The sequence below is a fragment of the Pseudoalteromonas piratica genome (assembly GCF_000788395.1).
GTDB classification, from domain to species: Bacteria; Pseudomonadota; Gammaproteobacteria; order Enterobacterales; family Alteromonadaceae; genus Pseudoalteromonas; species Pseudoalteromonas piratica.
Map to the genome: position 1 here is coordinate 564,106 of NZ_CP009889.1, position 24,366 is coordinate 588,471.

The following is a 24,366-nucleotide window of genomic DNA, read 5'->3' on the forward strand; positions in this document are numbered from 1 at the left end:
GGGAGAGTGCTGCATCTGACCATGCTAATTAAGCATAGCCAGATATTTTTGAGCTTAGGCTATTAATTTTCTTTAAGCGCAAGCCAATTTAGTTTCCAATGGCTGTCTAATGACTTAATTGTAAGTGTGTGCTTACCTTTTGGTAAGGCCAGGTTATTTTTGGATTGTGTTTTCCATTCATGATAACCCCCTGTTTTACTCACATTGGCCGTTGTGAGTTTGGTATCCCCTAAATAAACTTCGAATCCTTTTGTATCATTTGGTGTGGCGACTCGGTATTCTAATGTGTAATCACCTGCTTTAGCGACGTTGATTTGATAGATCATTGTGGCATCATTTTCAATGCCGTCACGACCAGTAAGATTATGACCGCGCGACTCATCAGAGGTTAATGTCACACTGGCACCGGTAATGGTTTTAGCCCATTCAGCTTCTATTTGCCCAGGCACATTACTCCAACCTGTAGCCGTAGCAATAGGGTCACTATAAGGTCCTTGTAAATGGTTTTTAACAGCAACCACAGTATATTCAACACTATGATCTGAGTCTGAAATCAGGCTATAAGAAGGTGTTTGTATATTGGTTGCAACCAGCTTAAACATGGCATCTTTTACAGCATTTTTATAAACACGATAGCTTGTAACTTCACTATCCTGACTTTTATCCCAGCTTAATTGAACAAGGTTATCTTGCTGAGTTAATTTAACATTTTCTACTTTGTTGGGTAGTTCTGCTATTAGGTCGCGACGTGCCTGCTCATTATTTTGAGCATGGCGAAGTGCTTTTTTAAAACGCTTTGTGGATTTAGAAAGTTTTGGCGCTTTGCCATCTAACGCAATGCGGAACCCGTCAACACCACCGGCAAAATCAACTGGAATTCGGCCTCGGTTTGTAAGCGGCCAATGGTTCCAGTGCCAACTAGCACCGCGAGTTGAACGACGCTCGCAGTTTTCAGCCTGAAAAGGGGCACCCGTTTCTGATGCATTGTCGTAGTTTTCTACGTAACAGTCTGCAACAAATTCTAAGACGTTTGACAACATGTCGTGTAAACCAAATGGGTTAGGTTTGTACATGCCAACGATACTGGCGCGAGCCGCACCGTCTGAACAGGCATTAATACCTGTGCTCCAATTAACATAACTGGTGTTGGTTTGCGTTTGTAAAATGCTTTCTCCGTAGTGATCTGCAGTGTTTTCAAACTTACATACTTCTGTTTTGTTTGGGTCATCGCCAAAATAATACTGTGTTGTTGTACCAGCACGTGCTGCATATTCCCACTCGGCCTCACTTGCTAGGCGATAAGGTTTACCGGTTTCTTTTGCCAGCCAATCCACATAGGCTTTTGCGGCATTCCAATTAATACATACAACAGGTTGGTATTCACTGGTGTTTAACGCATTGGTTTGCCAATTACCTTTACTGGCAGGCTTAAACCAGCCGTCTAACTCGTGGCGACATTCGGTTGGTGCAGGGTAGTTTGTGGCAGCAATAAATTGAGCAAATTCCCTTACCGTTACTTCATATTTGCCTAAACTAAACTCTTTTAAATTGACTTGGTGCACTGGCTGAGTGCTTTCTCGCTCTGTTGAGCCCATTTCAAAGCTCCCGGCAGGGATGGTTACCATAATGGGTTCGATAGGCGTGACATTATTTCCTGCGGTGGCATTAAAACAGATTGGTGTAAACCATAATGCTAAAAACACTTTATTTAATTTCATGGGTGTATTTCCTAAATGATTGTTTTAAACACTCATATAGCATTACGTGATGGTGGAATTCGGTCTTACAAAATAGTTATAACTTCACTGTAATAGAAAAATTATAGGAATTAACACAATAACGGAATATTATTTATTCTTTAATTTTGGTTTAAGCTTTTGATTTTTAGTTGATTTTGTTGTTTTAAGTTTTCTGGTCTTTTAAGTTTGTATACTGTGGTTAAGCCTTTTAAATGCTTGGCGTTTTTATTGAGTTAAAACATATAAATTAGCAATCTTTTTTAAAACTGCATCAAAGCAGCTCGATCATCAAAAATTAATAAAACCAATGTTTATTGGATGTTTGGACGTTAGGTATGTTTTTTGTGCATTTTTATGTTCTTGTTCATTTATTGATCTAGGTTAATCACACCTTTGTTAGATCCAGATAGACTCGTTTCAATTTGGTTATTATTGCGTCATTTGCATGGTGGCGCTATGAAACAGAAGTGAAATGAACTATGGAACCAGCACCGTTAAATGATGTGTATAGCGAGCAAAAAGAGGGAGTAAATTTATTTAAAAAAATAAGGTTAACGACTTATTTTAGTTTAGAAAACAACCCTTTAGTTGAACTAATTTCATCTAATACCCATTCAGCCGATTTTACTCAAAAACGCTCAGAATATATTCGTGGTAGGCTCTGGATAATGTGCATGTTTTTTGCGTTTTCTGTGCCGATATTTTCAATATTCGACTTTATTACGTTCGCTCATCAACATGCTAAAACCCTGCTAATTGCACGTATGACACTCTCAATAAGTTTGTTTTTTATGGCTTATAGGGTTAAGCGTTCCTCTTCAGTTAGCTTAATAAAATACGTTATTGCATTATCATTTCTGCTGCCTTCCATATTTTATCTGACTATTATGAACACCTTTGCATCGCTTGAAAGTGTACCGCACATTTTTACCATGATGCCTTACTTAATCTTGGCGATGATAGGTCTATTTCCGTTAACAGTTCGTGGCGGGTTAATTTTAATAAGCCTTATTTTTGTTCCTTTTATAATGGTACAAATGCAGTTTTTTAACGGTGATTACTGGCAGTTATTTAATGCGCTATGGTTATTTTTACTGTTCGCAGGCATAAGTTTATGGCTGCAGTTAGCACAGCTTTCGATGCTAATGAATTTGTATCGAGAATCCACAATCGATCCTCTAACCAAGTTGATCAATCGCCGAGTATTATTACGAAGAATAGAGCAACTAAAATCACATGCGACCAAATTTAGTGTGGTGATGTTTGATCTTGACCGCTTCAAACGCATTAATGACACTTATGGCCATCTTGCGGGCGATAAGGTTCTGAAAGTTGCATCACATATAATTAAAACAAACTTATCATGCCGCGATATTGTGGCACGTTACGGTGGCGAAGAGTTTGTTGCTGTTTTACCAAGTACCAATTTACACAGTGCAATTCTAAAAGCAGAATTGATTGCTGCGCAGTTAAAAGCACTGCCTATACAAATTAATGACCAAAGTGAAATCACAGTCACCTCAAGTATTGGCGTGACGGCGTATAAACAAGATGAAGAAATTGAAACCTTGTTTAAACGGGTAGACGATCTTCTTTATGATGCAAAAAAACTCGGTCGCGATAGAGTAGTATCGGACATAAAATAAATTGTTTATTTCCGTTTTTGCCTCCTTTTTTAGTTACTAAATAAAAGGATAAATAGTTACAACCTAATAAAACAAAACTATATTGTCATTCGGTTCATCTGGTTATAATTACGATACTGACTGGAAGTAATTGAAAAAAGTACACTATGTATTCAATTAAACAAGGTGAACTCAAGGATATTGCAATAATAGAAGCACAAATTCCGGAGTTTTCATCACCCAAAAAGCTGGTTGATATCAGAGAACGTCTCGCACAATCGCACTTTTTGTTGCTGATTAGCTTTTACCATGACGAACCAATTGGCTACAAGCTCGGTTATGCCTTATCAGATGACATTTTTTATAGTTGGTTAGGTGCAGTGTTACCTGCTCACCGAGGACATGGGCTCGCGCAAAAAATGCTTAATGCACAAGAGGCTTGGGTCAAGCAGCATCATTATCAGCGTATTCAAGTGAAAACTATGAACCGTTTTCGTGCAATGCTAAGTATGTTAATTAAAAACAATTACCACATTATTGATATTGAGAAAGCAATATCGTCATTGGATGTCAAAATTCGTTTTGAAAAAGCACTTGAATATAAGTGATTGGGTCTTGTTATAAAAATTTTGCTAACAATTTACTGCGCAGTGTAAAGGCGTGAACTAGCTTGTGTTTTGATGTTTTATTTCAAACAATAACTGTTAGCTTTAGCTTATTTTTGCTATAACAAAAGAAGGTTTAAATTCAGGTAGTTACTCTTGCACTATACTCTATCGTTATTGCTGTGCTTACTTTTAAATTGCTTAGTCGTTTTTCAAAGTAAGTCGCAAGAATTAACCCTCGCATATGCCTTGGAAAATTATAACTTTCAGAAAATTTTCGATGACTTTTCTGAAAAAACACATGTCCAATTAAAAATTAAAAATTTTAAAAATAACGAACTCAAGTCTGCACTTATTCAAGGTGCTAATATGCGTCAGTTGCCTGATATTGTTATTGTTCCCTCTGACTTTGTTGGACTCTCTGAGTTAGGCTTTTCTACAATTCCCGAAAGCTGGCTCGTCCCCGAGCTATCCACTGAATCATTGCAGAGTGCGAAAGTAGCTGGTGACTATAAAGGTATTCCAATTATTTTTGGTAATCACTTACTGCTTTATTACAACAAGTCGCTAGTGCAAACTCCTGCAACTGATTGGCAAACCTTAATACAGCAAAAGCAGTCTTTACCCGAAAATACGACCCTCATAGGCTGGAATTATTATGAAATGTATTGGTTTATTCCATTTTTGGGAGCATTTGGTGAGTTTCCTTATGTCAATGGTAAGGTAAATCTAAATACTGCAGGTATGAAGCAAGCTCTGTCTTGGTATAAGCAACTGGCGGATGACAAAATTGTCGATAAACTTTGTGATTATGAGTGTAACTTGAACGCGTTTATATCTGAGCAACAAGCTTATACGATTAATGGTTCCTGGGCATTTAACCACTTTAAGGAAAAGCTTGGTGATAATTTAGGCATCGCAATGCTACCACAATACAAAGGCAAGCAGATGAGGCCTTACTTCTCATCTCATGTGATTGCATTCCCAAATCATTCACTTGAATCATCTGCTGAGAAAAAAGCAAAACTAAAAAAATTTGCAGAGTTTTTCCAACAAAAACGTGCACAAGCAGCTATTTGGCACCAATTAAAGTCGTTACCAACGAATAAACAAATCATTGCAGAGTTGACTAATAAAGCAGACCCAAACTTGCAAGTTATCTTTCAACAATTAGCACAATCAGAACCGATGCCGAACGAGCGTAATATGGCAATTATTTGGGAGGCGATGCTAAAAGGCGTGAACCGATATTCTGCGGATATTTTTGACAATCATAAAGCCGCTGAATATATGCAGTACATTACTGAAAGGTCAATGCAAAATGAGCCATAAGAGCTTAGTATCGGAATTCAGAACGAAAATAAGTCTGCTCATTTCGGTGTTGCTAATGGCATGTGTGAGCTTTTTTGGTGTGAGTAACTACCTACAAACGCTTGAATTAGCACAAAATAATGTGATTAGAACTGCTAATTCAATTAGTTTAGATACCAAAAGCGTAATGTCTGAGCTCAGTACGCAATTGACCAGCTACAGCGATAATAAAGTGCTTGCAGAGCTTGTAAACAACATTCTTTATACGCAATATGCGTTTAAATCTTTAAAAAAGATTGTTGATGAGCATGCAGTAATCGATGCTGCATTTATATCTGATGGTTCTGAATTTATTGTAGAAGCGTACCCCGTCGAATCTTTGCGACTCAATCACCAGGACATTGAAAAGCGTACACAAGCTATTTTAAAAAGTGATGGTACTGTCAATAGGGTGCAACAGCTGTTTATAACCGATGCAAGCTACAATCCACTGATGCGTGAACATGGTTATTTTTTCCTTGTAGTACCCCTTAGGGTTTCATATCCGTCATTGTTAGCACCTTACAAAAACACCGCAGCCCTTTTTTTACTGATATCACCGGAACAGCTATTTAATGAAATTCAGTTGACTCAAGAAGATAAAATACTTAGAGCAAAAATTGACGGTATTGATTGGTATACATCCGGAAAACAAGTCGATTTTGATGTGTTGCAAGGCATGTCTGAGATTACACTCAATCAATCAGAGCCTATACAGATTGAATTACTTGAGAAAAAAGCAAACTATACCAAAGATATTTTCTCAGCTGTTTTATTTTCTTCTTTAATTATTGTTGGGCTATTTATTTTACTCTCATTTTACGTGCAACGTTTTACCCGAAAAATTACGCAGCCAATTAAACAGCTGGAAAGTGTTGGTAATATGTTGCAACAAGGCGAGTACCAACAATTCAAGCAAGAATTTGAGTTTACAGAGTTCACTAATTTACAAAACACGCTAAACACAATGGCTGAGCGGGTGATGGAGCAGATAAAACGCCTTGAAAAAGAAAAGCTTAAAGCTGAAAAGTCTGAACAAATTAAATCAATGTTTTTGGCGAATATGAGCCATGAAATCCGAACACCGCTCAATGGTATTTTGGGCACGCTTCAAGTTTTAGCCCGTCACACATTGCCGACAGAGTCAGAGAAATTAATTGGACAAGGGTTACTATCAGCTAAAACGCTGCTTACCATAGTGAACGATATTCTTGATTTTTCAAAAATAGAAGCTGGCAAGTTAGAGATAGAGCAAATGCCTTGTGAATTAGCCAAAATTCTCTACATGGTTGAGTCGGATATGGCGCCGTTAGCACAACAAAAGCATATTGCATTTAAGTTAAATATTTCGCCAGATTTTCAAGATGGGTGGATGACGGATCCTGTTCGCTTTAAACAAGTGGCCTTAAACCTTGTTTCAAATGCAATAAAATTTACCGAGCAAGGGCAGGTGACTGTATCATTGCAACAGTCTGATGAGATTGTTGAATTAACTGTTTGTGATACCGGTATCGGGATGTCAGAAGCATACCTTGTGAATTTATTTAGTCGATTTGAACAAGCCGATAAGTCAACCACACGTAAGTATGGTGGCACAGGACTTGGCATGGCAATTACTAAACAGCTCGTTGAGTTAATGGGCGGGGAAATCTCGGCTTCATCACAACTAGCACAAGGTTCAGAGTTCAACATTAAGTTTAAGTTTGAACGTGCCCAGGGTATTTCCTCTAAGGCACAGCAAACACCAACAACTACCGAGTTGGACTTGCGAGGAAAGACCTTATTGCTTGCAGAAGACAATAAGGTGAATCAAGTTGTTTTCCGTGCAATGCTCGCACCATCAGGTGCTGAACTGCATATTGCTAATGATGGGCTTGAAGCCATTGAAATGGCAACGCGTTTAAAACCGGACATTGTTTTTATGGATATTCAAATGCCAAATATGGATGGCGTTGAAGCGTGCACACGTTTGTTAGCGCAAGGTTTTTCACAACCAATCATAGCGGTCACGGCCAACACCATGACCCAAGAAGTCGCGCATTATTTAGCGATAGGGTTTTATACCCATATCGCCAAACCAATTGAAATCAACGAGCTACACCTTGCTATTGAAAAGTGCTTATCCGCGTAATCGAAGAGTTAAGCCATATTCCTTTCATACCAGATAATGTATTGTTGCCTTAAACTTTTAGTTGGTGTTGTGCATCACTTCATACAGTACTTGCGGCACGCGCAGCAAATCGAGTCGCCTTTCTAAGTCACGAATATCGTGACGAATTTCGCGTTTAATATCTTCGTTAGGCTCAGTTCTGTATTGTTCTTTTAAGTCGTATATTCGGTTTTCAAGCTCATTTATTTCGGCTGCAATATCATACTGCCGTTTGCCTTTATTGTAATTTTTAACAAACGCTTGGCTTAAGCACACACCATTATAAGTTTGTCCTGAGCGTCCTACACGATAGCCATTTTCTGGCGTGCAATATATTTGATTGCCTTTTTCATATCCTGTTTGCCACTTTTCAATATTCACTTTGATATTCACTTCGGCACACGCCTGTGTATAGTCGTTTACCCGATCTCGTTTAGCACCGTTTTGACCGTCACTGTAACCTAGGTTGTACCAATCAGCGGTTTTACACTTTTCTGGTGAAATTGCTGCACATGCGCTAAGTGAAAAGTAAATAACTATCAGCAAAGCAATTTTAAACATTGAATTTAAAGACATAAGATTCATTTTGTTGTGGTAACTGTTTCTAACATAGAAATAATACGATGAATATTAACTGAATAGCAGAGAATATTTTGTCTGTACATATTTTGTAATACATTCTGACTTTCAAAGGGGCAATAAGGGGAGTAGCATAACCTTAGATTGTGTCAGGTTATAATGACCTGAATGTTATTAAAATTTTAATAGTATTCAGCTCTTTATAACTTTTAAAGGGCACAATTATGATTAACACACATCCTAATATCGTTATTGTTGGCGGTGGAGCAGGCGGTCTTGAGCTTGCGAGTAAATTAGGACATGCATTAGGGAAATCACGACGAGCAAATATCACACTGATTGATAAAAACCGCACGCATATATGGAAACCTTTGCTACATGAAGTCGCAACTGGCTCGCTTGACACCAGTTTAGACGGTGTTTCTTACTCTGCCCATGCAGCAAAGCATGGCTTCCAATTTATTTGGGGTGAATTCATCAGCCTCAATTCAAACGATCACACCATAACGCTCAAAGCGCAAAGCGATGAAAGCGGTAAAGTACTATTGCCAGCACGCACATTAAATTACGATAAAGTAATCTTAGCCATTGGCAGTATTAGTAATGACTTCAATACACCTGGCGTTGCAGAACATTGTTATTTTCTAGATTCACAAAAACAAGCTGAACGCTTTCAACATGCGTTACTCAACAGTTTTACCCGTGTTCATCAAAATGCTAGCGAGGAAAACAGTAATAATTCACTCTCAATAGCGATTGTTGGTGGTGGCGCAACAGGGGTTGAGTTAAGTGCAGAACTTATCCATGTATCAGGGTTACTTAAGCACTATGGCTTAAGTGAATTTAAAAGCACACAGTTAATTATTCATTTAATAGAAGCTGGCCCCACCATTTTACCTGCATTACCAAAACGTATTAGTGATGCAGCAAGACGTGAGCTGATTAATTTAGGCATACAAGTTCGTGAGAATACCCGCATTAGCGAAGCAAACGAAAATGGTTTTGTTACCGCAGAGGGCGAAACGATTTCAGCAGACTTGATGTTGTGGGCAGCAGGTGTAAAAGTGGCAGACTTTGTAAAAAACATTGATGAGCTTCAATTTAATCGCAGTAATCAAGTATTGGTTGACCCCTATTTGCGTGCAAAAGGGGTAGAACAAGTGTATGTATTAGGCGATGCCAGTGCGTGTGAGCAAAGTGATGGCGGTTTTGTACCACCACGCGCTCAGGCAGCGCATCAAATGGCGAGCAATCTTGCTCGTAACTTAATAGCGGAGCTCAATGGTAAAGAAAAAGTACCGTTTAAGTATAATGACCATGGTTCACTAGTAAACTTATCACGTTACAGTGCGGTAGGCAGCTTAATGGGTAATCTGACTAAAAACACTATGTTTATTGAAGGAAAATTAGCGCGTTTAATGTATGTATCTTTGTACCGCATGCACCAAAATGCGATACATGGACCACTTAAAACAGCCGCATTGTGGTTATGTGAAAAATTAATGCGCAGCGTAAGGCCAAAAATGAAACTGCATTAATCCAATTAAAAAGTTAGAGGTAATTAAAGGCATTTATCTTTTCTAAAATCATGATTAACAGCGTGCGTATCAGCTGATACACTCGAGCAATAATTAAGATTTTTAAGGTATTTAAATGAATCCAATTATTGCACTGCTCAAGGAAAACAATATTAGTGACGAGCGTATTAATGACATTTTTCAAGTGCTAACAGAAAACCCAATGGCGGCAATGCTAACGATTAGCCAGCTAGGTTTACCACAAGAGCAATTACAACAAGTAATGGGCCAAGTGATGTTAAACCCAGCACTAATAAAAGAAGCGGTAGAAGAGCTAGGACTCGACTTTTCAAAAGTCGAAGATGCTAAAGCACAACTCGACAAACAGTAAATATTGTTTCATGAAAAAGCCTACAATTTTGTAGGCTTTTTTTCGTTTTTAGCCGAATCTTTTTGATAAAAAGTGTTTGCTAATTTAAGTGAACCATTGGTTAAACTGAAACGGTAATCTAGGCGTAAAGCTTCGCAAAGTCTTATTGCTATTTTTTATCTTGCTACGTGTTGCAATATCCATGAGGCCATTTATTTGATTTCCAGTAATAAGTAACCACACTTATATGCAGTAAAAAAATTAATTTAAATCAAAGCAGCTATTTATTGCTCAGGCATACTGGCATAACAAAGGCATCTACTTACCGGTTATTATGAACAAAATTCGCTATTCAATTTTTGCTGATCAAGATTTGTTTGTCGCACAAACTCATGGAAATATTTCATTCGATGATTTGTATCAGCATGTGCTTATTTTGATGGGTGATAAAGAATTTAAAGCGGGTATTAATGCGTTATACGATTTTTCAACAATAACTGACTTTACAGGCGACTTGGCAAAACTTGAAGCGTTAGCTGCGGGGATGTCGAGTGAAGATGTGATTGTTAAAAAGGCTAAAACCGCCATTTTGTTACCCAACGAATTCGCTCCTAATATTCATGGGGTGATGGATCAATATATGGCAATGACAGCAAGCTCACAAATTGATTATCGCATCTTTACACTGGCTGAATTTAAGCAAGCCGCATCCTTTTTAGGTTACGATTCGCTATTTCTTGAAGGGTTACTTAACTTCGCGTTTGAATCATAATTAACATTTTTAGCCAGATACATCAGCTGGATATTTTGCCATGTCTTTTGCAAAGCAGGCTTTAACGTTGGCAAGATCTGTCTCTATTTCACCCGTTAATGTGATGGCATCCATAACAACAAACTCTTTCGTTCGAAAATCAAGCGCCATCGGCACTACGGGGACATTTGCTGCATAAGCAATGTGCAAAAATCCAGTTTTCCATTCAGCCGTGCGCTTTCTTGTGCCCTCAGGTGCGATACCTAAAATTAGTTTTTTTTCTTGCTTAAAAACATCTGCAACTTGTGACACCAATCCATGCTTTGATGAACGCTCAACTGCGATGCCGCCCCACTTGCGTAGCAGCACACCTAAAGGCCAAAAGAAAATGGTGTGTTTACCTAAAAATTTAATTTCAATGCCAAGTGCTAATTTTACCGCAATGGCAATAATAAAATCCCAATTTGAGGTATGTGGTGCAACTGCGGCAACAAATTTAGGGTGATCTGGAAAAGCGCCAGCTACACGCCAGCCAAACAATGATAAAAAATTGCGACCAATAAAGCGGCCTATTTTACTGTGGGTGCGAGGGATAGCGCTTGGAATTTCTTCAGTGTGCATTTGTTTTTGTTCTTTTTACTAAAGCCTGTAACGATTTCATATTTAGAGTTTAAAGTCTAGTTTAATGCTGATACTGCAACTCGGTCACACATTAGTTATTAAATTCGTTTGAAAGCATTTAGTTTAATACACAGGAAATTAGTCATAAAACGCGCATAGCATATATAGTTAATTGTATAACCCGCAAATTTATATTGTTTATGAGTGCTTACGAATTTAAATTTAAAATACTGCCGGAAAAGAACATCGTTGTTACTCAGTCAAGTGGCGCTTTAACTTTGCCGAGTTATTTAAATGAATTTAAACGAATTAGCCTTCAACCCACCTTTAAACGCGACATTAATTACCTACATGATTTGCGCTGTGTTGATAGCATTGAAGGTTCATTATCTGATCATGAAGAGTTTGCAAAATTCGCAGTTTCAATTTCATCCAGCAAGTCCACAAATGTGGTGTTTATCATTAATGACCACGCTATAAAAATTAAGCAATTTATCGAAGGATACGTGTTAATGGCTTCACGCTCAAACCGACACTATTGGATATACCCTGAGAGCCAGCTTAATTTGGCATTAAATAAAGTTGATTTAACAGCGTTTCCGCAGTTTGAAAGTGACACCTAGTAGATCATGTGATTAGCCAGCGAGCCTTAAAGTTGAAAATCACAAATTCACAGGTATTGGGTTTACCTAACTTGGCGTTTGTAGCGTCGAAATAGGGCTTTTAAACTGACGTGTGTCGCGAAAAATGAATTATTTGTTTAAGCGATAAATACCTTATAAAGATAACAACTTAAAGCGTCTTAAATAAAAATATCCCACTATACAGGCTGAATGGAACGCTTTTTACCAATTACATTAAGCAAATAATACACAATCAACACACCAGTTGCTGTGATTAATATTCCAAGAACATCAACCAATCCGTAGTACGAATTAATATTGGGTGTATTTCCTAACGTTACAGCATTAAAAGTCATTAAAAAAATCCCTAGCAACGAGGGCAACTGTAATATGAACGCACTGGTAAAATTAAAAGGGTGTTTGTTACAAAATACTTTGTATGCCATTAAAAAAGCAAAACAAACGCTTAATTTAATAAAGCTATCGTGCAACCCTAACCAAATATATTCAGCGCTGTTAGCAGTTAAATTTGGCTGGGAACTTAAAAAATCATTGATAGGGCTGTAATTCGCCGAAAATAAAAAAACAACTTGTAGTGCTAGCCATAGCAATATACCAAAAATAATCGCAGGTAAGTACTTCATGTGCATCTCCATTGCATGTAATGAATTAGTTTGTATTTAAATAAACGAATATGAATAAAAATTAAATGTTACTTTTATTTAAAAACTTGCGAGTATCGCCAGCATACTTGCTAGCAAGTTATGTAACCCATGAATACACGCAGTTATGCAAAAAGCATGTTTTTTAGAATGCGTTTCCCAAGTTAAAAAAGCAACTGAAAAAATAACAAATGGGATAAAAGTAAATATCCCCCAGATTGGCATGGCAAGCGAATGCAAACAGAACCAAACTAAGGTATTAATAAATACTGCTGCCCAAAAACTAATTGTAAAGCGTTTGATAAGTTTGAAAATTGGAAACATTAGCAGTGTTTCAGCGAGAGGGGAAAATATCACAAAACCCAAAAAATCGATCAATTGCCATGCTTCATCTGATTCTTCTGTATCGTAATAAGACGAAAAATCAAAAAGCTGGGTAACAATTAATGCAACGGTTAATGCGCTAATAAAAGACACTAAAGCAGCTTTTATAATATACACAGCTTTATTTTCAGATTGTGTTAAGAGGGAATTTAATAAAGCGGCATACCATACTTTGATAACTAACATTTAAAATCCATTTCATGTTGCAGTATTGAGTAAATCCATTTAAATAAGGCATAAGCTAATAACTTTCAGGCGTTTTCTCAACATACGAAAACGATTTAATAGATCAATTATCAGTTTTATGGCGATCTAAGAAAGGTTTCACACGTTCCATTAAAAGGAATTGTTTTGATTGTGCTTCCTGCATGCCAATTTGCGCGCCTTTTTGCATCAGAAAAGCAGAATTATCTAAGAATTTTTTGCCGACTGGGGATTGGTAGAATTGTGTTATTTCTCTAATTTCACTGTTGCTAAATATTTGCATATAAAGTGCTTTTAAATCATTAAGCATTTTTTCATGTTCTAAATCTTGTTCAAACCATGAACGAAAAATAGACTTTAACTCTTCTTTTGCATTTTCATCCAACTTATTTTGCATTGTGATTTGATCAACGATTGGCAACATTGCTTCAAAACCACCTGTAAGTTGCTTATCCATAGACATTACTCTGAACATCTCATCTATGGGAGCTTCTTGTGCCATGGTGACAGGTGATGATGCTAAAAGCATCAAAGGCAAAATAAGTTGTTTTATCATGTGCTTTCCTTATTCAATATTTTGATAATTTTTTGAGTATTCGCGAAATAAAATAAAAGAAGCCTGAGCCATAAAAATTAACAAACAACCAAGCATTGAGTTAGTTTTTTAAGTGTTACAGCTGCCTTTAATGACTACAAGGCTAAAAGCAGCTACTGTAACACTAATCATTATTTATTTCGTGTTTTTTCATTAACTTATAAAAGTCTGAACGATTACGCTGGGCAAGCTTTGCAGCTTCCGACACATTACCGCCAGAAAGCGCTAACACTTTTTGAATATAGTCATATTCAAACTGGCGTTTAGCTTCATTTAAACCAATAAATGCATTGTGTGTTTCATTTGAGTCGGGCAGGGCTTTTGCAACCACATCTTCAGTGATGATTTTGCCAGCGCTAATGGCAATACAATGCTCTACAATATTATGAAGTTGGCGCACATTACCAGGCCAATCGTAGCTTAATAAACGGGTAATACTTTGCGGGTTGAATTGTTTGTCATCATTAGTAAGTTTGTGCAGAAAGCGCGTTGCTAAAAGAGGAATATCATCAAGGCGCTCTTTTAAACTCGGTAACGTAATAGACACCACATTAAGGCGATAGTACAAATCTTCACGAAATTGATTATCTTTAACCGCTTGAACAATGTCTTTATGGCTGGCAGAAACCACCCGGATATTAACATCTTGCTCTAACTGACTGCCAACCGGCCTCACTTTCTTTTCTTGTAATACGCGCAGTAATTTTACTTGTAAATCGAGCGGCATATCGCCAATTTCATCTAAAAATAGGGTGCCGCCGTTGGCTGCTTGAACGAGGCCTTGTTTGTCACTTACGGCGCCCGTAAACGCCCCTTTAGTGTGGCCGAACAATTCTGATTCAAGTAGGTGACCTGGCATGGCACCACAATTTATTGCGATAAAGGGGCCGTTCGCTTGCTCACTTGCAAGGTGAATGGCCTTTGCTGCGACTTCTTTACCGCTGCCACTTTGGCCTTGTATGAGAATATTCACTTTGCTGTTAGCAAGCGCTTTAATTTGTTGCACCAGTTGGTGCATTATTTCGCTTTGATAGAGCAATCCATGGAAATTGTTTGGTTCGGCTCCAACCTGTTGCTTTACCTTACCTTTTAGGGTTTTTTCTATCACGTCCAACATCAGTTGGCTATCGATAGGCTTGGTTAGAAAACTAACAAATCCCTGATGCATAGCATCCACGGCATCAGGGATTGACCCATGGGCAGTCATCATAATAACAGGTAAGCCTGTATAAAATTTCTTAATTTCTTGGTTAAGTGCAAAACCATCCATATTGGCCATTTTAAAATCGGTTATGACTAAATCTATGGCTGTTTGCTTGAGTATTGAGAGAGCTTGGTTGCCATTTTCAGCGACTGTAACGTGATAACCATGGCTTTCTAATCGCATGGCTAAGAGCTCGGCAAGCGCAGTGTCATCATCTACAAGTAATAGGCTGGCGGGTAAAGCGTTATTATTCATAATGTTCCTTTACAGAGAGCTTTCCAGCCGCTGCTTTTCAATATCTACAAGTTTTTGTTTTAATTCAATTAATTGCTTTTGTAATTCTAATAGTTGCTGTTCGTGCTTTTGTGCTTTTGAATCGGAATAAAAATTAGTGATTTTTTGCTCACGTAAATTTTTTGTATGCCAAGTTAGCGAAGCATACCAAGTGTTGTAGTCATTGGGCCAATTTGATGTCGTCTCAATTTCACTAATTAGTTTGAGTTGTTTATTAGTCGAGTCAGTAGCACAAAATTCCCTAATAAACCCCTCAAGTTGCTGATTTTCAATATGTGGTTTAGCAGTCTCATTTTCGCAAATACTTAAAAAAGCCAACATGATTTGCGTAATGGGTTGTTGGCTTACTTGTTGTGTTGTTGGTTGCTGTTGAGTTGGCGTTAGGGAACATGCCGATGCAACAGTAATTAAACTTAATAATACTATTCTTTTAATGATCATAATTGTCGCGGAAAAGTGATTAAAATATTTGCGCCTGGATCGTTTTCTAGCCATTTTATATCGCCTTGCAACTGTTTTACACACTCAGAAACAATCGCTAAACCAAGGCCTGAACCGAGCGCATTCTTGCTATGTTTACTTTGATAAAACGGTTGAAATAATAAATGCGCATCGTCGGGCTCAATACCTGCACCGTCATCTATAACATTTAACTCAATGGTATTGTTATTTTGAGTAATGTAAACATTTACGCTGTGGCTTGCATGAATTATTGCATTGCTAATCAATTGGGTCAGTATTAGTTTGCATGGCAAATAAGGCACTGTACTCGATGTATTTATATGCCAGTACACATCTACATGGTGGTGTTCAATGGTATCACTTAAATGACGATTAATTTCTTCTTCTAACGTTGTCAGTTGTGTTAATTGTTGTAAGCTTTCTGGGTGACTGGCCGCACTGTAATTAAGCAGGTCGTCGATCATGCGAGATAATTTCCCCACTGACTGTTCCATTATGGTTAAAATACGGCTTTGCTTCTGGGTGATATCTCCCAATAGCCGGCTGTTTAATAAACTACTGCCTTCATTAATTGACGCGAGAGGGGTTTTTAATTCATGTGTAACATGGCGCAAAAATGTTTCTTTTTGTTGTTGCACACGTTTTAATTCTAATCTTAGCCAGTCCAGCTTTGTGCCAAGCTGTTGTAGCTCATAACTGCCCGTTAAATGAATTGGCGTTTCAAGTTTTCCCCGCCCAACGTCTGATAAAACAGTTTCGACTTGGTTTAATTGGCGGCAAATTCTAAAAATTAAAAACGAACTTATAATCACTAGTATGGGAAGTAAAAATACTAAACCAATTAAAAACTCAGTTTGTAATGCTTTAAATTGGCTGTTTTTTTCAGCCAGTCGATCGTCAAGGTTGCGATCAAAGAGCGCATCAAATTGGTTTAATTGAGAGACTAGTTTGGCAAATTCATCAGCGCTTTCGATGTTATTAATTAGTGTTTGTTGCCATTTTGCAACAAAATCTGTTCCTGCCAGTTTAGATTTTAAAATTTTGATGCGTGTAAGTGTATTTTGCCATTTTTGCTCAATGCTTTTTTGAAGCTGTTCACTTTCTAAAAGCTGATTATTTCTAAGCGCTTTTTCTATGTCACTGACAGCTTCTTTTACAGCATTAAACTCTAACATAAGTTCTTGATTTTCATCATATACCAAGAGGGTTTCTTGCTGATGGTAAGAAATGCTTTGTGCATACCATAAGGTTAACAACACAATGGGTAATACACCTACCAGCATGGCGACAAGTGCTTGTTTTTGTAATGACTGAGAAAAAAATCGTTTCACTAAAAAACCTTAATTAATGTCCACTAAATGAACATGTTGTTAGATTGAAAATGCACTATCAAATTACCTTGTTGCAAAATGGCAACAATTTAAATCTTTGATATTATTGTGTTTTATTTAAAAGGGGGTCAATGTGTTGCTATTTGGCAACAGATTTTTCCATGTTTTTTACTCTTCTTACCAAAATCTTTATATAACTCATTGTTTTTATGGCTATTTAAAAAGTTGGCACCAAAGTTGGAATATGCCTAGTGTCAGTGCGAAAGCATACAACACGAATAAGCTTATCAAATGTATTTTGTTTTAAGCAAAAATTAACTGGTTTCCAATTTAGGGGGAAATACCTATGCAAATTAGAGCAATTGCATATTTAACAGCGGTACTTGGTGTTGCTGCATTTAACACTCAAGCAAGCTCACTTTTTAGCGAATTAGATTCAAACAATGATGGTTACATTTCTGAAGTTGAAGCAGGTGTGAATAGCATGTTGTCAGCAGCATTCGACGCACTAGACGTTAACGAAGACGCAAAATTAAGCAAAGAAGAGTTTACAGCCTTTAAAGGCGAATAAATTTAACAATGGGGAAGTGCGCTACTTTCCAATTAAATACCCAAAACTAAAGATGAAAGGAAATTAAAATGAAAAAATTAGTTATGTCAGCAATGATTGTTGCCAGTTCATTCTCAGTTGTTGCAGCAGATGATTTTGCAACCTTAGATGTTGATAACAGTGGCACGATCACCAAAGAAGAAGCGATGCAAAATGTGTCTCTCGTTCACCAATTCAAAGAGTTAGATAAAAACAGTGATGGTGAATTAAGCAAAGAGGAGTTTGCTAACTTTAAAGCATCTTAAACCAAAAGCTTCCTGGATATCCGTTTTACAGTCGGGCTCGCTTTTACTCCTTGTAATCAGTATGCCGAGTGAGTCCGACTTTTTTGAAATAAAAGAGTTGTAAGTGAAATGAAAAAGGCGTTTGTGCTCGCTATTTCCATCTATATTATGTTATTTGCCTCAGTTAAAGCTGCCGCTGACCACGAATTCGCATGGTTTGATAAAGACAGCAATGGCTCGATAAGTTTGCTCGAGGCTAAATTAAATCATACATTATACGAACAATTTACCAATTTAGACCTTGATAGCAGTGGCGACTTAAGTGCCAGCGAGTTTGCTTATTTCACAGGATAAAAAGAATCAACCCTCCCTAGTGCGGCCTGAACTATTTTTTGTTGGACATGAATATTTTTATGGCTGCACTATTTCTATCTTTGTTTTAAAAATAGTTTTCTTTTGAATGTGTTTAGGTAAGCTGTTGCTTACCCAGTTTTTAGAAGCAAATACTATGACGCCAGCAATTAAAACAGCTGAAAAAGCTAAAATAATGTTTTCTGTTCATCAATACGAACATGACAGCAGTGTAGCTTCATTTGGTTTAGAAGCGAGTGAGAAGCTCGGCATATCTGCGGCATCAGTCTTTAAAACGTTGGTTGCTAGTTTAGACACTGGTGAGTTGGTTGTAGCGATTATCCCCGTTGATAAAAAGCTTAATTTGAAAGCTGTGGCGAAGGCGAGTAAAGCAAAAAAAGCAAAAATGGCTGATCCGCTCGATGTTGAACGCTCAACAGGCTATATACTTGGCGGCGTTAGCCCCCTGGGTCAAAAAAAACGACTTAAAACCTTGCTTGATGACTCAGCTAAAGAACAAGCCACTATTTATGTGAGCGCCGGCCGCCGGGGCTTAGAAATTGAGCTCGCTCCAAGTGATCTAATTACACTCACAAAGGGCCTATTTACATCGCTTAGGGCTGAATAAACGCGCCGCCATTTCCATAATATCCGCTGTTATTTGTCATTGAACTTTCATATTTCCACAGACTTTTTATGTTTAAATAATCTGGACTATACCAGATTGGAATTTTAGAAATGAATGAATACTTGTTATTGACGCCGGGCCCACTTTCAACCAGTGAGGCAGTTAAACAGGCTATGCTAAAGGACTGGTGCACTTGGGATGACGACTATAACATTGAGATTGTGCAGGCGATCCGCGCTAAACTCACTGCACTTGCAAGTAATACTGATGATTTTACGAGTGTTTTAATGCAAGGAAGTGGTACAGCAAGCGTTGAGTCAGCACTTGGCAGTTTAATTAAAAACACCGATAAACTGCTCATTATTAACAATGGTGCTTATGGTAAGCGTATCGCTGAAATTGCTAATTATCTAAATATCAATGCCATAGTACTTAATTTAAATGAAACTCAGCTGCCAAACATGGCAGAGGTTGAAGAGCAGTTACAAGCGCACAGTGATATTACTCATATTGCAATGGTGCACTGCGAAACCACCACGGGCATGCTTAACCCGGTTGCAGAAATGGGCGCGCTTGCTAAAAAGTACCATAAAACCTTTATATTAGATGCTATGAGCAGCTTTGGTGGTATTGAGTTGAATATGGCTGAACTTCACATAGATGTGCTTATCAGCTCTGCCAATAAATGTATTCAAGGTGTACCGGGTTTTGGTTTTGTGATTGTTAAAAAGACAATTATTGAAAAGTGCCAAGGTATTGCACGTTCACTTAGCTTAGATTTGCACGCGCAGTGGAAAACCATGGAAGAGCACAATGGAAAGTGGCGTTTCACCTCACCGACCCATGTAGTAAGAGCTTTCTATCAAGCGCTTTTGGAACTTGAAGAGGAAGGCGGTGTTAAAGCGCGCTATAACCGTTACAAAACAAATCAACAGCGTTTAGTTGATGGTATGCACACACTTGGATTTGAGACCTTGCTAGCGAAAGAGCTGCATTCGCCGATTATCACCTCGTTCTATTCACCAACCAGTAATAAATACAATTTTGCTTTGTTTTACAGTGCATTAAAAGAGCAAGGGTTTGTTATTTATCCAGGGAAAGTATCTGATGCTGATTGTTTTCGTATTGGTAATATTGGCGAGATTTACCCAAATGATATTGAGCGACTACTTAGCGCAATAGAGCGCAGCCGGTTTTGGTTAGAAGCATAAAAAATGCTTCATTAGGTAAAAGGTAATAGCCAAACACTATTACCTTTTGAGTGTTAGCTCACGGTCGTTTGATTGCGTCCTGCTTGCTTTGAGGCATAAAGTGCTTTATCAGCGATATCGATATTGTCATCTAAAGAATTAGCTTCTTGAAATTGAGTTAACCCCACACTAATGGTTAATGGTCCATAAAGTTTATCTTTTGACTGTTCGGTTACCGCTTGACGAATGCGTTCCGCGATTTGAAAGGCAGCGTTACTGTCAGTATTGGTTAAAAAAATAAAAAACTCTTCACCGCCATAACGGCAACTAATGTCGTATTCACGTGTGCAGTGTTGTATTTGCTGTGCCACAAGCTTAATTGCATCATCTCCTTGTTGATGCCCATGTTGATCATTCACTTTTTTAAAGTGATCAATATCTAACATTACCACCGAGCACATTTGCTTATTACGCTTGGCTAATGCCAATTGATTATTAACAAGATTGTAAACAGCTGTGCGATTGTATAAACCGGTAAGCGCGTCTTGTGTTGCTAAGGCTTTATATTTTAATGTGAGGTTGATCAGTTGGCTGGTGAAGATAAACACCGTAAGTACCAAAATAAGTGATGAAAAATATACAAGAGGGTAGTAAAAGTCTGTTTCAAAATATTCGCGGCGACTAATACCACTGGGAAGATTATAGAGCTCATAAAATATCACTATCAGCGATATCCCTAGAAAGATTGCTAACCCTTTATCTGCCTGGTTGGGATTTTCCGCTCTTACTAAGCTTATCAGTGAAATACAAAGACAAAAAGCCGAAAACGACATGGTATAAAAGACATGACTTTCATTAAACATCAGTGCACATGTAAACAGGATAAAAGAAGCAATCAGAAGGCGGCTAAGAATGTGATTACCGCTTTTCTTGCAGATGGTTAGGCCAAAAAGTACAGACGTTATCGTGCCAAATATGTCCTCTAAGTACCAACCTGTATTTATTATTTCAAAAGGGGGCTCATTTAAAAAATAAAAAAACAACAAAGAGCTAATAAAGTAGCCAAAAAGATAGGGGGTTTCTTTGTTGTCTTTCATCACCGAGCGTAAAATAAATAGCGCGAAAATACAGGCGATGATCTCTATAGTGGTACTCACACCCACTGCTTCTTGGTAACTAATGCTCATTCATTCTGCCGCTGTACAATTAATGCTCTGAGTTTAGTAAAAATCCAGCATAGTTAAAATGTTAGCGCTTAGAATTTAAAGAAAAATATAAGAAACCTCAGCCCTACGCGTTAGTTTTTATTGGCCAATCACTATCATTTCAATGGCATCATGCAGCCAGTATTCAATGTTGTAATCGATTAAAATACCACTTGATTCAAAACGCTGACGAATCACTTTTAAACACGGCGCGCCACTATTTTTTTCAAGGCTTTTGGCAACATCATCGGGCAGAACGGTAACACTTATTACGCATTCTTCGTTGTTAATATCCACATGATAATGAGAGGTCATAATCGTGGTGATTGAGCCATTGAGCGGTTGTGATTCTAAATCATCAAAACGGCTGGCATCGCAGTTAATCTGCTCAAACATAATGGGTCGGCCATCAAGACTGCGAACACGCTCGATTTTATATAACGTATCCCCACTAAAGTGCTGGTTAAGCGACACATTTTCTTGTTTCTCGATACTCAATACATGGGTGTTTGGCGTAAAGCCTTGCTCTTGCGCTAGTTGATAAAAATTAACCTTAGTAGCAGGTCGCCACTTAAGTTTATTGGGTGTAACAAACCAGCCACGACGTTTTTGGCTGTAAATTAAGCCTTCAGCTTCGAGGCGGTTTAATGCTTCACGCACAGTAATACGAGTAGAATTAAAGTGTTCTTGCAGTGCGCGCTCAGATGGCAGTTTATCACCAATAGCAAGTTCACCATTGGCGATATGTGTTTGAATATACTTTTGTATTTTTTGATATAGCAACATAGAAAGCGGCTTTTAAAATCTGCAGAAAACGAGGCCTATGCTATTAGGCCTAAGAAATATGTCAAGCGTATGAATCGCACGTTAATTTGTATCTGCTTTTGCAGCAGCACCGGAAAGCTTAGCTAAGTAATTATCGAGTTTAGATGGTGCTACATTGTTATCCTCCGCGCGCTCTTTTCGCCTGATGCCGTTGCGAATGACATAAGCGCCAAGTGTGCGAAAAGGCTCGATGGGAAAACGTTCAAGCTTTTGGTTTACAAGGCCACACTTTTGCCATTCATCGTGCGTATTTAATAGCATAGACGCGAGAATTTGACCGCCTAAATAGGATTGCACCACACCATTACCCGAGTAACCCGCTGCAACCACCACATTTTTATCGGTTTCTTGAAAAAATGGAAAGCCGCTTACACTGCGATCCGATGGGCCTGTCCAAGAACGGTCAATTTCAAAGCCATGATCGCCAAAGAAATAATTAAGTGAGTGTTGTAGCTCAGCTTGATATTGGCTGGGTGCGTTGAATTTATCACTCATCTGATTGGCAAAACTAAAATAGTTACCGCCTTTACCGAGCATTAAACGGCCGTCAATTGTTGTGCGGTAATAATTCACAAAGATACGCGAATCGATAACTGCTGCACCATGGTTAAGGTGAAGTGCTTTTAACCTTTCAGGCATCGGTTTAGTAATCACCATATCGGATGATACCAACACAACATTGCGCGAAAATTGCGGCATTAACTCTGGTAACCAGGCATTGACGGCAAATAATAATTTTTCAGTTTTAAGGGTTTTTATTGACTGGCTTTTATCGCTATAACAAACGTTAATAGTCTCGTTTTGTGGTGCGTTTTCCTTTGTATAGGAAACATAACGGGTAGATTCACTTATCACTATGCCCATTTCAATGGCAACACGGCGTAGTCCGCGAACAAGCTTAGCAGGTTGCACGCTGCCAGCATGAGGTGAAAAGACCGCGTGTTGATTCTGACCTGAGCCAGTGTGTTTAAGCTGCTCTTTATTTACCATTTGCCATTGATTAAGCGAAACCGCGTCAAGGGCATTAAGACAGGGTGCAAGCACACCTTGTTGCGCGGCATTAGACGCGCTGATATAACAGCCATCAACACGTAAATCACAGTCAATATTATGTTCTTTTGCAAATTGGGATATTGCATGAACTGCGTTTTCAGATTGTTGCACTAGCCACTTGGCTTGTGACTCACCAAAGCGTTTTTTCAAACTTAAATACTTGGTTGACCACGTCAGCATGGCGCCGCCATTGCGACCAGAAGCCCCTTGGCCACATAAATCTTTTTCAAGGATCACAATACGCGTTTTTGGCGCGCGTTGTTTTATGGTGATTGCCGTCCAAAGTCCGGTAAATCCGCCACCAATAATTGCAATGTTATAAGGGTTTTCATCAATACTGGCTGAAGAAACAGAAGTTGTTTCTTCAGCCATTGCTTGATCAAACCAAAAGGGTTGATACGTCATTAAGGGCGTTCGCCTCTTGCTAAGCGTGCATTAATTTCAAAAAGAACCGGTTCAATATCGGCTAAGCTATTAATTACGAAATGAGCACCTGCACTTGATAATTGTGCATATGCTTCGCGTGTTAAATTGCTTTGCTCACTTGCTGATAATGCTTGCCACTCTTCTTCACTTTTGCCCACAGCATTGCCCGTCAGTGCCACCCCCACTGTCCACATACCCGCATTCAACCCTTCCAAAATACCTGGAACTGAGTCATCAACTTTTACACAGTGATTGACAGAATTGATTGCCAGTTTGTTAACATTTTCCAATGCCATCCAAGGACCGGGGCGAGAGCCCGCTGTTAACTCGTCACTTGCCACACAGTAATCTGGGCGATAGCCGTGCTCAGCTGCGGCAATTTCAAGTTCGGTCATCACTTCGCGCGGGTAGCCTGAACAGCTGCCGATTTTAACTCCTTTTGCTTGTAAGCGTTGTATCACGGGTAGCACCCCTTCGATAGGTGCTGAACGTTCTGCAACTTTGGCTTTTTGCAGCGGCATAAAGGTTTGGTAAATATGGTCAATTTGCTCGGTGGTCATTGCCGAACCAAACTGTTCGCACCAACGGCGATTAACACTGTCGAGCTTGCCAAGTGATTCGATATGATCCCATTTACCCATGCCCATTGGAATTCGTGCTTCTTCGAGCGTGATGTCAAAATCATAAGCCGATTTAAACGCTTCAACAAAGATGGTAGTGGGTGCAATTGAGCCATAGTCAACAACGGTGCCAGCCCAGTCGAGAATAAGCGCTTCTACTTGTTTCATA

Annotated in this window: 26 protein-coding genes; 13 read left to right on the plus strand and 13 right to left on the minus strand. The window is 38.5% G+C overall.

Features of this window, described 5'->3' with window-relative positions:
* Positions 1-62 precede the first annotated feature (62 nt).
* A complete protein-coding gene (locus tag OM33_RS17260) occupies positions 63-1,718 on the minus strand; it encodes an SUMF1/EgtB/PvdO family nonheme iron enzyme (RefSeq protein ID WP_040135420.1) in 1,656 nt (551 codons plus the stop codon).
* 500 nt (positions 1,719-2,218) lie between these two features.
* Between OM33_RS17260 and OM33_RS17265 the strand changes: the two genes are divergently transcribed.
* From OM33_RS17265 to OM33_RS22145, 4 genes are all read left to right on the plus strand, one after another.
* Positions 2,219-3,385 carry a GGDEF domain-containing protein gene (locus OM33_RS17265; protein ID WP_040135422.1) on the plus strand — a complete coding sequence of 389 codons (1,167 nt, stop codon included), beginning with the start codon at positions 2,219-2,221 and terminating at the stop codon, positions 3,383-3,385.
* Positions 3,386-3,531: 146 nt separating this feature from the next.
* Complete coding sequence (locus tag OM33_RS17270; RefSeq protein WP_040135424.1) at positions 3,532-3,972, plus strand: GNAT family N-acetyltransferase; 441 nt, start codon at positions 3,532-3,534, stop codon at positions 3,970-3,972.
* A gap of 246 nt (positions 3,973-4,218) precedes the next feature.
* Complete coding sequence (locus OM33_RS17275; RefSeq protein WP_234402776.1) at positions 4,219-5,301, plus strand: sugar ABC transporter substrate-binding protein; 1,083 nt, start codon at positions 4,219-4,221, stop codon at positions 5,299-5,301.
* The gene (locus tag OM33_RS22145) at positions 5,291-7,450 is read left to right on the plus strand and encodes an ATP-binding protein (RefSeq protein ID WP_081991195.1); all 2,160 of its coding nucleotides are present in this window, start codon (positions 5,291-5,293) and stop codon (positions 7,448-7,450) included. The genes OM33_RS17275 and OM33_RS22145 overlap by 11 nt, the downstream gene beginning before the upstream one ends.
* Positions 7,451-7,507: 57 nt before the next feature.
* Here the strand turns inward: OM33_RS22145 and OM33_RS17285 are convergent, their stop codons facing one another.
* Positions 7,508-8,044 carry a DUF2799 domain-containing protein gene (locus OM33_RS17285; RefSeq protein ID WP_052141126.1) on the minus strand — a complete coding sequence of 179 codons (537 nt, stop codon included), beginning with the start codon at positions 8,042-8,044 and terminating at the stop codon, positions 7,508-7,510.
* Positions 8,045-8,271: 227 nt separating this feature from the next.
* On the opposite strand from OM33_RS17285, the gene OM33_RS17290 reads away from it, so the two are divergent.
* The 3 genes from OM33_RS17290 to OM33_RS17300 all read left to right on the plus strand — a co-directional run bounded on the left by OM33_RS17290 (position 8,272) and on the right by OM33_RS17300 (position 10,706).
* Entirely contained in the window at positions 8,272-9,585 is a 1,314-nt protein-coding gene (locus tag OM33_RS17290) for an NAD(P)/FAD-dependent oxidoreductase (RefSeq protein WP_040135427.1), read from the plus strand.
* A gap of 115 nt (positions 9,586-9,700) precedes the next feature.
* On the plus strand, positions 9,701-9,955 hold the full coding sequence (locus OM33_RS17295; RefSeq protein ID WP_040135429.1) for a DUF2999 family protein: 255 nt from the start codon (positions 9,701-9,703) through the stop codon (positions 9,953-9,955).
* A gap of 313 nt (positions 9,956-10,268) precedes the next feature.
* Positions 10,269-10,706, plus strand: coding sequence for a hypothetical protein (locus tag OM33_RS17300; RefSeq protein ID WP_040135431.1), 438 nt, complete (start codon positions 10,269-10,271; stop codon positions 10,704-10,706).
* Between the two features lie 9 nt (positions 10,707-10,715).
* Here the strand turns inward: OM33_RS17300 and OM33_RS17305 are convergent, their stop codons facing one another.
* Positions 10,716-11,306 carry a 1-acyl-sn-glycerol-3-phosphate acyltransferase gene (locus OM33_RS17305; protein WP_040135433.1) on the minus strand — a complete coding sequence of 197 codons (591 nt, stop codon included), beginning with the start codon at positions 11,304-11,306 and terminating at the stop codon, positions 10,716-10,718.
* 200 nt (positions 11,307-11,506) lie between these two features.
* Here OM33_RS17305 and OM33_RS17310 point away from each other — a divergent pair, with 200 nt between their 5' ends.
* Positions 11,507-11,929, plus strand: a complete 423-nt coding sequence (locus tag OM33_RS17310; RefSeq protein ID WP_040135435.1) for a hypothetical protein — start codon at positions 11,507-11,509, stop codon at positions 11,927-11,929.
* 197 nt (positions 11,930-12,126) lie between these two features.
* On the opposite strand, the gene OM33_RS17315 is transcribed toward OM33_RS17310, so the two are convergent.
* The 6 genes from OM33_RS17315 to OM33_RS17340 all read right to left on the minus strand — a co-directional run bounded on the left by OM33_RS17315 (position 12,127) and on the right by OM33_RS17340 (position 17,065).
* Entirely contained in the window at positions 12,127-12,573 is a 447-nt protein-coding gene (locus tag OM33_RS17315; RefSeq protein WP_040135437.1) for a hypothetical protein, read from the minus strand.
* Between the two features lie 78 nt (positions 12,574-12,651).
* Complete coding sequence (locus tag OM33_RS22150) at positions 12,652-13,161, minus strand: hypothetical protein (protein WP_052141128.1); 510 nt, start codon at positions 13,159-13,161, stop codon at positions 12,652-12,654.
* A gap of 103 nt (positions 13,162-13,264) precedes the next feature.
* Positions 13,265-13,735 (minus strand): DUF2059 domain-containing protein, encoded by a 471-nt coding sequence (locus OM33_RS17325; RefSeq protein WP_052141130.1) that lies wholly within the window; start codon positions 13,733-13,735, stop codon positions 13,265-13,267.
* A 163-nt stretch (positions 13,736-13,898) separates the two neighbouring features.
* On the minus strand, positions 13,899-15,233 hold the full coding sequence (locus OM33_RS17330; protein ID WP_040135439.1) for a sigma 54-interacting transcriptional regulator: 1,335 nt from the start codon (positions 15,231-15,233) through the stop codon (positions 13,899-13,901).
* Between the two features lie 9 nt (positions 15,234-15,242).
* Complete coding sequence (locus OM33_RS17335) at positions 15,243-15,713, minus strand: hypothetical protein (protein WP_052141133.1); 471 nt, start codon at positions 15,711-15,713, stop codon at positions 15,243-15,245.
* Positions 15,710-17,065 (minus strand): sensor histidine kinase, encoded by a 1,356-nt coding sequence (locus tag OM33_RS17340; RefSeq protein ID WP_040135440.1) that lies wholly within the window; start codon positions 17,063-17,065, stop codon positions 15,710-15,712. The genes OM33_RS17335 and OM33_RS17340 overlap by 4 nt, the downstream gene beginning before the upstream one ends.
* Positions 17,066-17,411: 346 nt before the next feature.
* Between OM33_RS17340 and OM33_RS17345 the strand changes: the two genes are divergently transcribed.
* The 5 genes from OM33_RS17345 (at position 17,412) to phnW (ending at position 20,089) form a co-directional block, all read left to right on the plus strand.
* On the plus strand, positions 17,412-17,636 hold the full coding sequence (locus OM33_RS17345) for an EF-hand domain-containing protein (protein ID WP_040135442.1): 225 nt from the start codon (positions 17,412-17,414) through the stop codon (positions 17,634-17,636).
* A 68-nt stretch (positions 17,637-17,704) separates the two neighbouring features.
* Positions 17,705-17,920: an EF-hand domain-containing protein gene (locus OM33_RS17350; protein WP_040135444.1), complete on the plus strand. Its 216-nt coding sequence runs from the start codon at positions 17,705-17,707 to the stop codon at positions 17,918-17,920.
* A 108-nt stretch (positions 17,921-18,028) separates the two neighbouring features.
* Positions 18,029-18,253, plus strand: a complete 225-nt coding sequence (locus tag OM33_RS17355) for a hypothetical protein (RefSeq protein WP_040135446.1) — start codon at positions 18,029-18,031, stop codon at positions 18,251-18,253.
* 154 nt (positions 18,254-18,407) lie between these two features.
* The gene (gene ybaK, locus OM33_RS17360; RefSeq protein ID WP_040136923.1) at positions 18,408-18,878 is read left to right on the plus strand and encodes a Cys-tRNA(Pro) deacylase; all 471 of its coding nucleotides are present in this window, start codon (positions 18,408-18,410) and stop codon (positions 18,876-18,878) included.
* 110 nt (positions 18,879-18,988) lie between these two features.
* Positions 18,989-20,089, plus strand: coding sequence for a 2-aminoethylphosphonate--pyruvate transaminase (gene phnW, locus OM33_RS17365; protein ID WP_040135448.1), 1,101 nt, complete (start codon positions 18,989-18,991; stop codon positions 20,087-20,089).
* Between the two features lie 53 nt (positions 20,090-20,142).
* On the opposite strand, the gene OM33_RS22155 is transcribed toward phnW, so the two are convergent.
* From OM33_RS22155 to phnX, 4 genes are all read right to left on the minus strand, one after another.
* Positions 20,143-21,255, minus strand: a complete 1,113-nt coding sequence (locus tag OM33_RS22155; RefSeq protein WP_052141135.1) for a GGDEF domain-containing protein — start codon at positions 21,253-21,255, stop codon at positions 20,143-20,145.
* Between the two features lie 117 nt (positions 21,256-21,372).
* Positions 21,373-22,059: a UTRA domain-containing protein gene (locus OM33_RS17375; RefSeq protein ID WP_040135451.1), complete on the minus strand. Its 687-nt coding sequence runs from the start codon at positions 22,057-22,059 to the stop codon at positions 21,373-21,375.
* Between the two features lie 81 nt (positions 22,060-22,140).
* Positions 22,141-23,556: an FAD-dependent oxidoreductase gene (locus OM33_RS17380; protein ID WP_040135452.1), complete on the minus strand. Its 1,416-nt coding sequence runs from the start codon at positions 23,554-23,556 to the stop codon at positions 22,141-22,143.
* On the minus strand, positions 23,556-24,365 hold the full coding sequence (gene phnX, locus OM33_RS17385) for a phosphonoacetaldehyde hydrolase (RefSeq protein WP_040135454.1): 810 nt from the start codon (positions 24,363-24,365) through the stop codon (positions 23,556-23,558). Before phnX ends, OM33_RS17380 begins: the two co-directional genes overlap by 1 nt.
* Between the last annotated feature and the right edge of the window lies 1 nt (position 24,366).

What these genes read in the sequence shown, in the direction of transcription:
- OM33_RS17260 (WP_040135420.1), bottom strand. Translation starts at nt 1,718, where the DNA reads ATGAAATTAAATAAAGTGTTTTTAGCATTATGGTTTACACCAATCTGT.
- OM33_RS17265 (WP_040135422.1), top strand. Translation starts at nt 2,219, where the DNA reads ATGGAACCAGCACCGTTAAATGATGTGTATAGCGAGCAAAAAGAGGGA.
- OM33_RS17270 (WP_040135424.1), top strand. Translation starts at nt 3,532, where the DNA reads ATGTATTCAATTAAACAAGGTGAACTCAAGGATATTGCAATAATAGAA.
- OM33_RS22145 (WP_081991195.1), top strand. Translation starts at nt 5,291, where the DNA reads ATGAGCCATAAGAGCTTAGTATCGGAATTCAGAACGAAAATAAGTCTG.
- OM33_RS17285 (WP_052141126.1), bottom strand. Translation starts at nt 8,044, where the DNA reads ATGTCTTTAAATTCAATGTTTAAAATTGCTTTGCTGATAGTTATTTAC.
- OM33_RS17290 (WP_040135427.1), top strand. Translation starts at nt 8,272, where the DNA reads ATGATTAACACACATCCTAATATCGTTATTGTTGGCGGTGGAGCAGGC.
- OM33_RS17295 (WP_040135429.1), top strand. Translation starts at nt 9,701, where the DNA reads ATGAATCCAATTATTGCACTGCTCAAGGAAAACAATATTAGTGACGAG.
- OM33_RS17300 (WP_040135431.1), top strand. Translation starts at nt 10,269, where the DNA reads ATGAACAAAATTCGCTATTCAATTTTTGCTGATCAAGATTTGTTTGTC.
- OM33_RS17305 (WP_040135433.1), bottom strand. Translation starts at nt 11,306, where the DNA reads ATGCACACTGAAGAAATTCCAAGCGCTATCCCTCGCACCCACAGTAAA.
- OM33_RS17310 (WP_040135435.1), top strand. Translation starts at nt 11,507, where the DNA reads ATGAGTGCTTACGAATTTAAATTTAAAATACTGCCGGAAAAGAACATC.
- OM33_RS17315 (WP_040135437.1), bottom strand. Translation starts at nt 12,573, where the DNA reads ATGAAGTACTTACCTGCGATTATTTTTGGTATATTGCTATGGCTAGCA.
- OM33_RS22150 (WP_052141128.1), bottom strand. Translation starts at nt 13,161, where the DNA reads ATGTTAGTTATCAAAGTATGGTATGCCGCTTTATTAAATTCCCTCTTA.
- OM33_RS17325 (WP_052141130.1), bottom strand. Translation starts at nt 13,735, where the DNA reads ATGATAAAACAACTTATTTTGCCTTTGATGCTTTTAGCATCATCACCT.
- OM33_RS17330 (WP_040135439.1), bottom strand. Translation starts at nt 15,233, where the DNA reads ATGAATAATAACGCTTTACCCGCCAGCCTATTACTTGTAGATGATGAC.
- OM33_RS17335 (WP_052141133.1), bottom strand. Translation starts at nt 15,713, where the DNA reads ATGATCATTAAAAGAATAGTATTATTAAGTTTAATTACTGTTGCATCG.
- OM33_RS17345 (WP_040135442.1), top strand. Translation starts at nt 17,412, where the DNA reads ATGCAAATTAGAGCAATTGCATATTTAACAGCGGTACTTGGTGTTGCT.
- OM33_RS17350 (WP_040135444.1), top strand. Translation starts at nt 17,705, where the DNA reads ATGAAAAAATTAGTTATGTCAGCAATGATTGTTGCCAGTTCATTCTCA.
- OM33_RS17355 (WP_040135446.1), top strand. Translation starts at nt 18,029, where the DNA reads ATGAAAAAGGCGTTTGTGCTCGCTATTTCCATCTATATTATGTTATTT.
- ybaK (WP_040136923.1), top strand. Translation starts at nt 18,408, where the DNA reads ATGACGCCAGCAATTAAAACAGCTGAAAAAGCTAAAATAATGTTTTCT.
- phnW (WP_040135448.1), top strand. Translation starts at nt 18,989, where the DNA reads ATGAATGAATACTTGTTATTGACGCCGGGCCCACTTTCAACCAGTGAG.
- OM33_RS22155 (WP_052141135.1), bottom strand. Translation starts at nt 21,255, where the DNA reads ATGAGCATTAGTTACCAAGAAGCAGTGGGTGTGAGTACCACTATAGAG.
- OM33_RS17375 (WP_040135451.1), bottom strand. Translation starts at nt 22,059, where the DNA reads ATGTTGCTATATCAAAAAATACAAAAGTATATTCAAACACATATCGCC.
- OM33_RS17380 (WP_040135452.1), bottom strand. Translation starts at nt 23,556, where the DNA reads ATGACGTATCAACCCTTTTGGTTTGATCAAGCAATGGCTGAAGAAACA.
- phnX (WP_040135454.1), bottom strand. Translation starts at nt 24,365, where the DNA reads ATGAAACAAGTAGAAGCGCTTATTCTCGACTGGGCTGGCACCGTTGTT.